9 protein-coding genes and 1 pseudogene are annotated in these 13,019 nt (G+C 76.3%); 4 read left to right on the top strand and 6 right to left on the bottom strand.

All coding sequences use genetic code 11. The features are described from left to right. Positions 1–14 precede the first annotated feature (14 nt). The 4 genes from ACFYVJ_RS15725 to purD all read right to left on the bottom strand — a co-directional run bounded on the left by ACFYVJ_RS15725 (position 15) and on the right by purD (position 5,834). Complete coding sequence (locus tag ACFYVJ_RS15725; RefSeq protein ID WP_388891284.1) at positions 15–593, bottom strand: DUF488 family protein; 579 nt, start codon at positions 591–593, stop codon at positions 15–17. Positions 594–705: 112 nt separating this feature from the next. Further along, positions 706–2,157 carry a N,N-dimethylformamidase beta subunit family domain-containing protein gene (locus ACFYVJ_RS15720; RefSeq protein ID WP_388891281.1) on the bottom strand — a complete coding sequence of 484 codons (1,452 nt, stop codon included), beginning with the start codon at positions 2,155–2,157 and terminating at the stop codon, positions 706–708. Positions 2,158–2,293: 136 nt separating this feature from the next. Next, positions 2,294–4,288, bottom strand: a complete 1,995-nt coding sequence (locus ACFYVJ_RS15715) for a hypothetical protein (RefSeq protein ID WP_388891278.1) — start codon at positions 4,286–4,288, stop codon at positions 2,294–2,296. A gap of 274 nt (positions 4,289–4,562) precedes the next feature. Beyond that, positions 4,563–5,834, bottom strand: coding sequence for a phosphoribosylamine--glycine ligase (gene purD, locus ACFYVJ_RS15710; protein ID WP_388891276.1), 1,272 nt, complete (start codon positions 5,832–5,834; stop codon positions 4,563–4,565). 306 nt (positions 5,835–6,140) lie between these two features. Here purD and ACFYVJ_RS15705 point away from each other — a divergent pair, with 306 nt between their 5' ends. Both ACFYVJ_RS15705 and ACFYVJ_RS15700 read left to right on the top strand, forming a co-directional pair. Next, positions 6,141–6,992 (top strand): SLATT domain-containing protein, encoded by an 852-nt coding sequence (locus ACFYVJ_RS15705; protein ID WP_388891273.1) that lies wholly within the window; start codon positions 6,141–6,143, stop codon positions 6,990–6,992. A 90-nt stretch (positions 6,993–7,082) separates the two neighbouring features. After that, on the top strand, positions 7,083–8,084 hold the full coding sequence (locus ACFYVJ_RS15700) for a M23 family metallopeptidase (RefSeq protein ID WP_388891270.1): 1,002 nt from the start codon (positions 7,083–7,085) through the stop codon (positions 8,082–8,084). Here the strand turns inward: ACFYVJ_RS15700 and ACFYVJ_RS15695 are convergent. Beyond that, positions 8,077–8,727 carry a hypothetical protein gene (locus tag ACFYVJ_RS15695; RefSeq protein WP_018839920.1) on the bottom strand — a complete coding sequence of 217 codons (651 nt, stop codon included), beginning with the start codon at positions 8,725–8,727 and terminating at the stop codon, positions 8,077–8,079. The genes ACFYVJ_RS15700 and ACFYVJ_RS15695 overlap by 8 nt on opposite strands. Positions 8,728–8,855: 128 nt before the next feature. Then, positions 8,856–9,536 carry a GntR family transcriptional regulator gene (locus ACFYVJ_RS15690; RefSeq protein WP_388891266.1) on the bottom strand — a complete coding sequence of 227 codons (681 nt, stop codon included), beginning with the start codon at positions 9,534–9,536 and terminating at the stop codon, positions 8,856–8,858. 190 nt (positions 9,537–9,726) lie between these two features. Here ACFYVJ_RS15690 and ACFYVJ_RS15685 point away from each other — a divergent pair. Together ACFYVJ_RS15685 and ACFYVJ_RS15680 are read left to right on the top strand one after the other, a co-directional pair. Further along, positions 9,727–10,260: pseudogene (locus ACFYVJ_RS15685) on the top strand (MarR family winged helix-turn-helix transcriptional regulator); the annotation flags it as partial. Positions 10,261–10,547: 287 nt separating this feature from the next. Beyond that, positions 10,548–12,995: a protein kinase gene (locus tag ACFYVJ_RS15680; RefSeq protein ID WP_388891263.1), complete on the top strand. Its 2,448-nt coding sequence runs from the start codon at positions 10,548–10,550 to the stop codon at positions 12,993–12,995. Positions 12,996–13,019: the final 24 nt, after the last annotated feature.

Below are 13,019 nucleotides of genomic sequence, written 5' to 3'. Positions count from 1 at the left end.
GCCGGGCCCGCCCGTCAGGCGGCCCCGTCGTACACCAGCAGGCCGTCCTCCCGCAGCCGCGCCCCCGGCGTGACCGGGTGGGGCGTCAGCCGGCCGTCGTGGGACAGGTGCAGGACGGGGGTGCCGTGGGCGAGGACCGTGGCGTCGGCGACGAGGCGGCGGTGGCAGCGCCACCAGAGGGATTCGGAGCACATCACCGCCGTCCGCGCCGTCGCCGCCTCGTGCAGGAGGCCGGTCAGCGCGGCGGTGAAGCGCGGGTCGCGGGTGTAGCCGGCGTAGCCGCGGAAGGAGGCGTTCTCCCAGTACGTGTCCGGGGAGCCGGGCGCCGCCCCGCGGAAGCCGCCGAGGCGCGGCTCCCAGCGGTACGCGATGCCCGTATCCGGCAGCCACCGCGCCAGGGCGTCGCGGGCCACGTCCGGGTTGCGCCGGCTGCCGGGGGCGGTGCGTACGTCGACCACCGACCGGACGTCCGCGCCGTGCAGCAGGGCGGCGAGCCGGTCGCGGTCCGCGGTGCCGTGGCCGACCGTCAGCAGCGGGGCGGGCCGGCCGTCGCCGCCGGGCCCGCCGTCGCCGTAGCCGTTGCCGTCCGTCACGTACCGGCGGGGGCCGTGCGCGGCACCGCCGCGTCCTCGGCCGCTTCGGGGAAGAGCTTGCGCATGCCTCAGTCTCCGGCAGCCGCCGGCCCGCCGCGCGGTGAGCCGCCGGTCACTCCCGCTTGCAGATCCGGTCCAGCAGGTTCGCCGTCGCGCGCTGGACCACGCTGTTCACGTGGTCGGGACGGTCCAGCGCCGGCGACCACGCGAACGTGCCCGCCGCGAAGACCAGCCCGCCCGCCGGCGTCTCGTACAGCGACGTCTCCTGATACCGGCGCATGCCGCGCGAGTCCGGGTACGGCGAGTGGGCCAGCAGCTTGCGCCCGGTGTGCTTCGGCAGCGGGGCGCGCGGGAAGTAGCGGTCCGCCTCGCCCGCGACCAGGCCGGGCAGTTCGTCCCCCTCCAGGGCGCCGGTCGCCTCCCACAGCCAGTGGTCCGCGTTCCGTACGACCAGGGGGCGGGGCTCCGGCACCGTGCCCACGTACTGCACGCCGAGCAACTCCTGCTCCGGCGCGCCCTGTTCGCGCCAGAGCGCCGGGCGGCCCGGGCCCTGGCGCTTCGTGCAGTGCAGCAGCCGGTCGGGCTCGCCGGCCGCGGAGGGGGCGAGGCCGACCTGCCAGTACATGGTGTTGGCGGAGAGGAACACCAGCGACGTGCCCGCGTCCCTGGCCTTCTCCGCGGCCCGGCGCATCGGCACCGACCAGTACTCGTCGTGGCCGGGGAAGACGATGCCGCGGTAGCGCGTCGGGTCGACCCGGCCGGCGTGCAGGTCGCGGGCGTCCGCGTACGCGAGGTCGTAGCCGTAGCGCTCGGCCCAGCGGATGAAGTCGTAGGCGTGGCCGGCGTGCAGCGGCAGCCCGGCGCCGGCGTAGGGGCGGTCGAAGGAGACCGTGGTGGCCGCCTCCGGCTCGCCGAGGAGGCAGCCCTCGTCGTCCCAGGCGTGGTAGAGGCTTGCGCCCGTACGCCCGTCCTCGGGATAGAGGTTGTACGCCTGCCACGTGACGTCCGGCAGCAGCAGGAGCAGGTCGGCGGGCTCGGTGGAGCGGACGGTGAACGGCGCGTGCGAGCGGTGGCCGTCGGCGGTGGTCAGCACGGCGACGTACGCGCCCGGGGAGAAGTACGACGGGATCTGCAGCCGCCAGGACAGCCACCAGTGGTGGCAGGAGACCGTGCGCCCGGCGGCCAGCGGCACCGGCTGCACGATGCCCGCCAGCCGCGGGCTGCTCGTCACCTTCGCGGCGCCGTCGCCCGCGTAGTGGCCGATGCGGTAGATGTCGACGGCGAACTCCTGCGGCGGGTCGACGGAGATACGGAAGTCGACCGACTCGCCGGGCTCGGCGCAGGAGGGTGCGGCGAATCCCTTGATCTGCTGGAGTACGTCGTTCGCGAGGTGGACCCCGCCGTCGCCGGTGGTGGCGGCGTCGACGTACCAGGGGACGAGGCGGCCGTCCTCGAAGGACTCCTCCCCGGCGTGCAGCCACGGCAGCGGCCCCGCCGCGAACGGGTCCGAGACCGCATGCGCGAGCGCCCCGGACTCCCATCGCCGGATGCTGTCGTGAACCACGGGCCGATTCCCTCCCTCGCCCCCGCGTGGGTCGGCGAGTCCAGGACATCACATAACGCGAACAGGTCTTCACGGAACGCCGACATTCGTTCGACATGACGCCCGTACGAGGGTGGCGGTTCCGGAAACCGTCAGGTCAGACCAGGAGAACCGGCTTCTCGGCCCGTACACCCGCGGCTGTAAGCCACGAGCGCAACTGGCTGTCGTCGCGGGTCTCGACCAGCGTGCGGACCGCCGCCGCCGGGCTGCCGCCGCGGCGGGTGCGCAGCACGGGGCCGTCGAGCCAGTCGAGTCCCGGTGCGGCGCCCGCGGTGTCGACGGCGGCGCAGCAGACCATCGCGAGGACGTGGTCCACGAGGAGTTCGCGGCCGGTACGGGGCGGCGTCAGCGGCGGCGCGGCATCGGCCGGCACGTTCTCCCGCTGCACCCGGGCGAGGGCGGCGCCGATCCGGTCGGCCTCCTCGGGACCCGCGGTGAGCCGGTCCACGACGCGGGCGAGCGTGCCGCGGTCGGGGCGGCCCGCGGGCTCAGGGCAGTCTTCGAGCCGGTCGAGCACGGCGTGCAGCCGGGCGGCCTCCAGCCGCCACTTGCGGTCCACGACCTCGTCGGGGTACTGGTCCCAGCTCACCCCCGCGAACCCGGCCGCCGGCTCGCCGCCGACCACGGAGCCGGCCGCCGCGCCGCCGGGGCCGCTGAAGAGCTCCGCGGCCAGCAGCGACGCCGCCTCGTCCACCATGCCGGGCTCCTCCAGCAGGTCGCAGGCGGGGCGCTCGCCCAGCCGGGTGGCGAAGCCCTCGGCGAGGCGGTCGCGGCGGGACAGCTCGGTGAGCGCGGAGACGACGCCCGCGTTGAGCCGGGAGGGCCAGCGGCCCATGCGCCAGGCGGGCAGCGCGACCCGGGTCAGCAGCCGGTCCCAGCCCGCGTACGCGAGCCCGACCTGCTCCTGCGCGACGATCCGCAGCCCGTAGTCCACGGCCTGGGCGCGCTCGGCCGCGGCGGCGGCGACGGCGCGCTCCATCTCGACGGGGTGCTCGCCGCAGGCACGCAGCAGCAGCCGCGCGATGCCGCCGGTGAACCGCCGCCAGAGCCGGTCCGCGCGGGCGCGGAGGCCCCGGCGGGCGGGGCCGGGGGCCTGGTGGGGGCCGGCGGCGTACGGATCGGGCCCGCCGAGCGGTGCGCCGGGGGCCGTCTCGTACGGTCCCGGGGCGGCGTCGTAAGGACCGGGGTACTCGCCGCTCCCCGGCGGCCGCGCCGGCAGCGCCGCCGCCGCGTCCAGGGCCCGGACGAAGCGGCGCGCCGCGGCGATGTCGGGCTGGGCCGAGGCCGCCGTCCCGGCGACGACCGGGGCGAGGACCGCGCGCAGTTCGCCGACGCGCATCCACCACAGGAACGGCGAGCCGATGACGAGCACCGGGCCCTCCGGGTCCGCGGTGGCGCGCTCGACGACCTCGCGCCAGTTCGGCGCGTACGACGCCTCCGCCGACGCCTGCCGCCGGGCCGCGGCCGCGGCGGCGTGGCTCTCGGCGGCGGGGCCGCGCGGCGCGCCCTGCCCGTCGCCTGAGCCGAACACCGCGGCGTCGCCCGCGCCGTACGCACCCGGCCCGCCCGGGGCCGTACGCGAACCGGGGACGGAGACCGAACCGGAGCCGCCGGGCCCACGGGGGCGCAGCGCCCGGGCCACCCGGCCGCCGAGGCGGCGCAGCCAGCTCCGCACGCCCGTCGGGGCGGGGCCCGGGTCCTCCAGCCAACTGTCGCAGTCCGGGGTGAGCGCCACCGCCGCCGGCACCGGCACGCCGAGGCGCTCGGCGAGGTCGGCGACCAGGCGGTAGAGATCGGGGGCGGCCCGGCGCGGCACCGGGACGGTCAGCGTGGCCGCGGGCTCCGTGCGCGAGATGGACCGCGCGACGGCGGCCGCCAGCACGGGCGCCAGCACGGCGAGCGCGATGACGGGCCAGCGCAGCGCCGCGAACACCCCGTCGACACGCCCCATGGCCGAGCCGGCCAGCAGCACGACTGCCGCCGCCCCCGGCACCAGGACGACCCCGAGGGCCGCCCCCCGTACGCGCAGGACGGCGAGAGCGCGGGAGCGGGCGGCTTGCGCACCCGCCTCCGAACCGGTCGCTGTGGACACGTCCGTACCTCACCCCCTCAACCGCCGACGGGTAGGGCAACGGCCGTAACGAGGCGAAACGGCCGTACTCCACCACTGTCGCACCGGCCACGGCCAGTGCAATGCCGGTAGGCCAGTTGGCCTGATCAGGCCCCCACTGCCCGGACGAAGCCGACCGGACGGCCGGTACGTCGGGCAGGTGCACCATAGTTGGGGGGCGCGGCCACGTCAGCAGGACCGCCGCCCGGTCACCCGATGGTATGGCCTTGGGCAAAGGTCAGGACGCCGTGGAATTTCAGTCGGCGGCGGCCTCCGCGGCGCGCGCGGCGATGTCGCCGCGGTAGTGCGCACCGTCGAGCCCGATCCGCCGAATCGCCTCGTAGGCGCGGTCGCGGGCGGCGGCGAGGTCCGCGCCCACGGCGGTGACGCACAGCACCCGGCCGCCCGCGCTGACGATGTGGCCGGAGTCATCGAGCTTGGTACCGGCGTGCAGGACGTACGCATCCGGGGCGTCCTCGGCCTCGACCGCGTCCAGTCCTGTGATGACATCGCCCGTGCGCGGCTTCGCCGGGTAGTCCCGGGCGGCGAGGACGACGGTGACAGCCGCGTCGTCGCTCCACACCAGCGGCGGGAAGGCGGCGAGCCGGCCCTGCGCGGCGGCCTGGAGCAGCCCGGCGAGCGGGGTGCGCAGCCGGGCGAGGACGGCCTGGGTCTCGGGGTCGCCGAAGCGGGCGTTGAACTCCACGACCCGTACGCCGCGCGAGGTGAGCGCCAGACCCGCGTACAGCAGCCCGGCGAAGGGGGTGCCACGGCGGCGCATCTCGTCGACGGTCGGCTGGAGCACGGTCTCGACGACCTCGTCGACGAGCTTCGGGTCGGCCCACGGCAGCGGCGTGTACGCGCCCATGCCGCCGGTGTTCGGGCCGGCGTCGCCGTCGTACGCGCGCTTGAAGTCCTGTGCGGGGGACAGCGGTACGACGCTCTCGCCGTCCGTGACCGCGAAGAGCGACACCTCGGGGCCGTCGAGGAACTCCTCGACCACGACCTGCCCGGCGGCAGTGCAGGCGCGCGCGTGCGCGCGTGCCGCCTCCAGGTCCTCGGTGACCACGACGCCCTTGCCGGCCGCGAGCCCGTCGTCCTTGACGACGTACGGCGGGCCGAAGGCGTCGAGCGCGGTGTCGGCCTCCCCGGGGGTGGTGCAGACGTAGGCGCGGGCGGTGGGCACACCGGCCTCGGCCATCACGTCCTTGGCGAACGCCTTCGACCCCTCGAGCCGGGCCGCCTCCGCGCCCGGTCCGAAGCAGTCGATGCCGCGCGCCCGTACGGCGTCGGCGACACCGGCGACGAGGGGCGCCTCCGGGCCGACGACGACGAGGTCGGCGCCGAGGCCGGCGGCGAGCTCGGCGACGGCGGGGCCGTCGAGCACGTCGACGGCGTGCAGCCGGGCGACGGCGGCGATGCCGGCGTTGCCGGGGGCGCAGTGCAGTTCGCGGACGCCGGGGTCGAGGGACAGGGCGCGGCACAGGGCGTGTTCGCGGGCGCCGCCGCCGATGACGAGGACCTTCACGGGGTCAGCCTAACGGTCGGCTCCCGGGCCACCGATCCGGGTGACGGCCCTTTCGCCCCCATACCCGATCAACCACTCCTTACGAGGGTAAATAACGCCATTTTCGGCTCGTGTCCCCTCGTTCGGCGGTAGGAAGGCCGCCGCGGGCGCACCATCCGATTGCCCAGTCATCACACGTCACGCCCGTCACACAGAGCCCAGAGAACCCAGAAGTCAAGTCGGAAACCGGCAGAAGCAGGCGAGTTCCAGCGACGAGCACGTCGAGCGCGTCGAGCACATCAAGCACGTCGAGCAAGGAGTCCCGTAATGAACCACTCGGAGGAGACCCGGACGACCGGCACCGCGACCGGCGCCCCCCGCGAAGGCCGCGGCGGGCGCGGCCTCTTCGGCCGCAGGAGCAGGGCGGGGCGCGGCGGCCGCGGGGACCGCGGCGCGGGCGGCGCGGGCGGCGGCGCGGGCGGCCCCGGCTCCGTGGCGCGGCCCGGTGAGCTGCTGGCCCGGCCGTTCCCGCTGGGCGACTGGGGCGACCCGGCCAAGCGGCTGGACGAGCTGTACCTGTGGGCGGAGGAGGGCGCGCTGCACACCGCGGAGTCGTACCTCGCCGCCCGCCGCGTCAAGCGCCGCGCGGCGCGGGCGCTGCGGGCCTCGGCGGCGGTGTGCGCGGCGGCGGGCGCGGCGCTGCCGGTGCTGGACCTGACGGAGACGGTGCCGGACCGGTTCGCGGGCTGGGCGTTCGTGGCGCTGTTCGCCGCGCTGGCGTGCCTGGCGGCGGACCGGTTCTTCGGGGTGACGGCGGGCTGGATGCGCGACGTGGCCACGGCGCAGGCGGTGCAGCGGCGGCTGGAGGCGCTGCAGTTCGACTGGGCGTCGGAGTCGGTACGGGAGGTGCTGGGCCCGACGGAGGGCACGGCGAGCGAGGCGGCGGAGCGGTGCCTGGTGGTGCTGCGGCGCTTCACGGAGGACGTGACGGAGCTGGTACGGGCCGAGACGGCGGACTGGATGGTGGCGTTCGGCGGCGGCCGGGCGGCGCTGGCGACGCAGTCGCTGGCGTGGGCCCGCTGCCCCGAGACCCAGCCCCAGGCCCGCGCCCCCCTCCCCCCGGCCGGCCTGCGCCCCACCATGCCCCGCCAACGCCCCCCGGAACCCCCGGGGCGTTAGCCGGCGAGCCGACACCCTCCCCCGCCCCGCACACCACCCGTCGGGCACAGTGGTAAGGGGCACGTGTCCAAGGACGAGTGGGGGTTACGCGTGAGGTGGGCAACGGTCGTCGGAGTGGTGCGGGGTGCGCAGGTGGTGGCCACCCTCGCGCTGGTGGGCACCGCGCTGTCGGGCGTCGAGACCGGCGGTGCCGGGCGCGTGGCGCTGTGGGTCTGCGTCGCCGTCTGGGGTACCGGCATGGCGGAGATCGCCGTACGGCTCGCCCTCGGCGCCGTACGGGCCCTGCGGCGGCGCGGCGCGAAGGACGCACCCGGCGCCGACGGGGCGCTCCCCGGTGCCGTCGCCCTGCACTCCCCCGTCGCCGGCCGCTGGCGCGCGTTCAACAGCCCCGCCGACAAGGTGCCCAGCCACGGCACCCACTTCCTCGCCCAGACCTACGCCATCGACATCATCCGCACCCCGGAGGACACCCCCGAAGACACCTCGGAGGACAGCCCGGACGGCCCCCGGAAGGGCGCCTCCGCCCCCGCGCTCCGCTGGTGGCCGCCGTTCCCCGCCAACCGGGACTTCCCCGCCTTCGGCGCCCCCGTCCTCGCCCCCGCCGCCGGCCGCGTCGTCACGGTCGCAGGCTCCGCGCACCGCGACCACCGCGCCCGCAACACCGTCCTCGGCCTGGCGTACCTCATGGTCGTCGAGCAGATGGTCCGCTCGGTCGCCGCCGGTGCCCGCATCGGCGCGATCGTCGGCAACCACGTCGTGCTGGAGCTGGAGGACGGTTCGTACGCCCTCTTCGCCCATCTGCGCCGCGGCTCGGCCACCGTCCGCGAAGGCGATGCCGTACGGGCCGGGCAGCAGCTCGCCGAGTGCGGCAACTCCGGCAACTCCAGCGAGCCGCACCTGCACTTCCAGCTCATGGACGGCCCCGATCCGCGGCGGGCCGCGGGCGTGCCGTTCACCTGGCGCGGCGCCGGCGTGCCGGGGAACGGCACGGACTTCACCGCCACCCCGGCCCGTACCCCGGAAGCGGGCGGCCACGAGGCCGGCGGGCGCGAACCCGGCCGCCCCGAAGCCGCCGACCCCGCCGTCAACTGAAGACGATCATCGACCCCTGCGCCAGGCTCCGCGTCGCCGCCGCGTGCAGCCCCAGCCACACGTGCCGCTCCTGCGCGAACTCCCCGCCGTCCGCCGGCGCCGTCGCCGCCGGCTCCGACAGCTCCGTCGGCCCCGGCGGCGGCGCCGGGGCCGGGGGCGGGTTGTCCGGGTCGATGCCGATCGCCGGGGCGACGGCCACGAGTTCGCGGACGAGCCCCTGCGCCGAGCCCAGCGGCCCGCCGCCGGCCAGCAGCTCCTCCGTCACCAGCGGATGCGGGAAGTCGACCGGGACGTACGCCCCCGCGTGGTCGTAGTGCCAGACCAGGTGCGACTGCTGCGCCGTGGACTCGAACATCTCCAGCAACTGCTCGTAGTCCCCGCCCAGCTCGCCGACCGGCGTGACTTCGAGGCCGCACAACTGCAGCAGGTACGCGCGGCGCAGGAAGTGCAGCGCGTCGTAGTCGAAGCCGGCGACCGGGGCGACGTCCCCGGACAGGCCCGGCATGTAGCTCTGCACGGGCACCGGCGGCAGCCCCGCCTGCGCCAGCGCGGCGTCGTAGGCGGCGATCTCCTCGGCGAAGGGGTTGTCGGGGCTGTGGCACAGGACGTCGACGAGGGGCACCAGCCAGAGGTCGCAGGCCAAGCGGTACGCTCCTTAACTGCGCGGTTCGGCTCAGCGTAGCCGCTGACGGCGGCCGCGCAGCACCCCCCGGCCGGGTAGCGCGCCCCGCCTCCGCCGGGTCTCGGCCACCCGGCCCCGGGATCGGCCCGTCAGCCGCCCGCGAGCCGTTCGATCAGCTCCAGCGAGTGCCGGTTGTACGTCCGTACGACCTCCTCGGCGGCGGCCACGTCGCGCCGCTCTATGGCCTCGACGAGCCGCATGTGCCCCTGCCAGAACGTGCCGGGCACGCAGCCCTCGCTCGCCCCGCGCAGGTACGGCACGGCGAACACCCAGCAGTGGATGCGCACCCGCTCCAGGAACTCGGTGATGTAGTCGTTGCCGATCAGGCTGGTGATCTCGCGCCAGAAGCGCAGGTCGTAGTGGACGAGCACGTCGAGGTCCCCGGCCTTCGCGGCCCGTTCGGCCTCCTCGCCGCGGCGGCGCATCGCGACCAGCGCGCCCGGCTCCGGGTCGACGGTGTGCGGGGGGCTGGCGCGGAAGACGCCCATCTGGACGACGGTGCGGGCGTCGGCCATGGCGCGGAAGTCGTCGAGGGTGAAGGCGTGCACGCGGTAGCCGCGGTGCTGCTCGACGTCGAGGAGACCCTGGGCGGAGAGGTCGACCAGGGCTTCGCGTACGGGGGTTGCGGAGACCCCGTACTGCTCCGCTATCTCGCCGACCGTGATGTGCTGCCCGGCCGCGAGCCGGCCGGCCAGGATCTCGTCGCGCAGGGCGTCGGCGATCTGTGCACGCAGCGTGTCGCGCCGGACCACGGCGCCTGCGGGGGTCATGCGGTGGGCCTTCCTGATGGGGGATGCCCCCACACGATAAGCGCACCGGGTGACGGTGATCGACAGCATGCTGTCCTTTTGACAGCATGCTGTCGTGAGCGGACCGCGGGCACCGGGCCTGCAGAACCGTTTACCTGGCCGTCTGCGCGTAACCGGCCGAAAAGCGACCAAGAGCGGGAGGCGGCGGACCATGCGGGAAAGCACCGGCGACGGCGGGGCGGACGAGGCCGGCCTGGCGGCCCTCGGCGCCGCGGCGCTCCTCGACGCCACCGCGGCGGCGTCGTTCCGGCTCGGCGGCCAGTTCCTCGCGCGCGGCGACCGGTTGGCCGCGCCCGCGGGGCTGACGGCGGCGCGCTGGCAGGTGCTGTACGCGGTCCGCCGCGAGCCGCTGTCCGTCGCCGGGGTCGCGCGCGGTCTGGGCATGGCCAGGCAGAGCGTGCAGCGGATCGCCGACGTGCTGGTGGCGGGCGGGCTCGCGGCGTACGAACCGAACCCCGCGCACCGCCGCGCCAAGCTGCTGCGCCCCACCCCCGCGGGGCGGCGGGCGCTGGCGCGACTGGGGCCGGGGCACGCGGAGTTCGCCGGCCGGCTCGCGCACCGGCTGGGCGGGGAGGCGCGGTTGGGCGAGACGCTGGCGGCGCTGCGGCGGCTGTCGGCGGCGCTGGAGGCGCTGCGGGCGGAGGACGCGGAGGCGGCGGAAGAGGCGGGGGACGCGGGGGAAGGGGTCGGCGGAAGAGGAGGGGCGGCGGGCGGTGACGCGGACCGGAACCGGGACCGGAACGCCGGCCGGAAGCCGGGGCGTACCCCCGGCGGGAAAAAGGCCGCTGACCTGGCCCGGGATCCCGCGGCGCCGAGGTCCCGCAAGGCTCGTACCGGCCGCTGATCCGCCGCCCGCCGAGATCACCGCCCCACGACGATGGTGTGACAGCACCGCAACGACAATCCCGGCCCCCCTCATCCCCACCCCCGGTCACCGCCTACGCTCTCCGGGTAGACCACGGGGGTAGGGGAATGGAGAGCGTGGAACCGCTGGCGCCGCAGGATCCGCGACAGATCGGGGCGTACCGGCTGCTCGGCAGGCTCGGCGCCGGTGGCATGGGCCGGGTCTTCCTCGGGCGGACCGCGGGCGGCAGAACGGTGGCCGTCAAGCTGGTCAAGCCGGAGCTGGCCGTCGAGGAGGAGTTCCGCGCCCGCTTCCGTACGGAGGTGCGCGCCGCGGCGCGCGTCGGCGGCACGTGGACGGCGCCGGTGCTCGACGCCGACACCGAGGCGCCGGTGCCGTGGGTCGCCACGGGGTACGTCGCCGGTCCGACGCTCCAGGAGGTCGTCGAGCGGTACGGGCCGCTGCCGCCGGAGTCGCTGTTCACCCTCGCGTACGGGCTGGCCTCCGCGCTCCGCGACGTGCACGCGGCCGGGCTCGTGCACCGCGATCTCAAGCCGTCCAACGTGCTGGTCACCATCGAGGGCCCGCGCGTCATCGACTTCGGCATCGCCCGCGCGCTGGACTCGCTGTCCGACGGCACGGTCACGCGCACCGGCATCGTCGTCGGCTCGCCGAGCTTCATGTCCCCGGAGCAGATCATCGGGCAGGACGTGTCGGCGGCGAGCGACGTGTTCTGCCTGGGCGGGCTGCTGGCGTACGCGGCGACGGGGCGGGCGCCGTTCGGGTCGAGTTCGTCGGGGATGCACGCGGTGATGTTCCGCGTCGTCCAGGAGGAGCCGGACCTGGCGGGCGTGACGGACCCGGTGCTGCACGGCCTCATATCCGGCTGTCTGGCCAAGCTCCCCGCGGACCGCCACGACACGGAGGCGATCGCCGGGCTGACGGGCCCGCCGGACCCGGAGGCGGCGTGGCTCCCGGCGGGACTGACGGCCGACCTGGGCCGCCAGGCGGTACGCCTCCTGGACACGGACACGCCGGCCGGCGACCGCGACACGAGCCCGCTCCGCACGGTGCCGCCCGCGACGGGCACGACGGGGGGCGGCACCGGACCGAGGGGCGGCGCCGGGACGGGCGCGCCCCCGGACTCCGGCGCGGAGCGCCGGGTTCGGGGTGCGGAGCCGAAGAACGGACCGGACGGCCACGCGCCCGGCCAGGGGCACCGGGGCGCGGGTACCGGCGCGGGGCACGGACCGGACGGTCACGCGATGCCCGCCGCAGGCGCGGCCGCGGGGCGCGGGCACGACGCGGCGCACCGGGACGCCGGCACCGGCGCGGCGAACCGACCGGACGATCCCGCCGGCGACGCGGAGACCGGCGGGCCGCACGTACGGGACGGCCACGCAACACCCGCCGGAGGCGCGGCCGTGGGCCGCAGGCACGGCGCGGGGCACGGAGCGGACGGTTACACCGCACCCGCCGGAGTCGCCCCCGCCGGGGCCGAGGACGTGACCGTCCGGCGCTCCGCCTCCGGTGCGCGGCCGGAGGGCGCAGAGCGGGGTCCCGGGGCGGAGCCCCGGGGTTCGGGAAGGGACGGGGACGGGGATGACTCCGGCTCCGAGCCGCCGCGGCCCGGCCCCACCCGGCCGTACGAGACCCCCGCCGCCAACGCCGACGGCTCCCCCGCCCCGCCCCGCCGGCGCCGCCGCCGCGCCCGGCTGCTCGCCGCGCTCGCCCTCCTGGTCGCCGCCGGCGTCGCCGTGCCCGTCGCCCTCGCCACCCAGCGCGACGACGGCGCCCCCGCCGCCCGCAGCTCCGACGTCCCCGACGAGTACCTCGGCGCGTGGCTCGGCACCCAGCTCGACGACGGCGAACCGACCGGCACCTACCGCCAGTTCACGATCCGCCCCGGAGAGAAGGGCGAGGTCGTCGCCACCAGCATCGTGCTCAGCGGCGAGTCGCAGTGCACCAGCGAGGGCGAGCTGACGTCCACGAGCAAGGGGCTGCACCTCGACACCGAGGTCGTCGAGGCCGCCCCCGCCGGCGAGTGCACGGCGGTCGGCGGGCACGTGGTCACCTACGAGGACGGCAAGCTGCTCTGGCGCGCCGACAACGGCCGCACCGCCGAACTGACCAAGGTCGAGCCCCGCGACCGCCGCATGCCGCGCGAGCTGCTGGGGAGCTGGCAGCGGCCCGCCGGCTCCGGCACCCAGGTGATGAAGGTCGTGCAGGCCGCGCCGGGGCAGATCGCCGTGCACTTCACGACCCGTACCGGCGACGGCGACACCTGCCAGGCGAAGGCCGACTTCGTCGGCGTCGACCAGCGCGACGACCGCGTGCTGCTCGGCCCGTCCGAGATCACCTCCGTCACGGGCCCCGACGACCCGGAGACCCCCGACGGCCTCGGCGACGACTCGACGAGCACCGGCAAGCTCGGCGGCCCCTGCGTGCCCGGCTTCCCGTCCGCGATGCAGGCGACCGCCGACGGCTCCGTGCTGGACCGCCAGTTCCTCGGCGGCGAGCAGCGCACCCGGCATTACACAAGGGCGGACGGCTCGCCTGCCGACCCGACACAATAGGCTCCCCGACGAGGGGGGAAGGGG

The sequence above is a fragment of the Streptomyces sp. NPDC004134 genome (assembly GCF_042874195.1).
Classification (GTDB): domain Bacteria; phylum Actinomycetota; class Actinomycetes; order Streptomycetales; family Streptomycetaceae; genus Streptomyces.
Note: the sequence above shows the minus strand (reverse complement) of the source record. Positions and strands in the feature narration are given on the sequence as shown.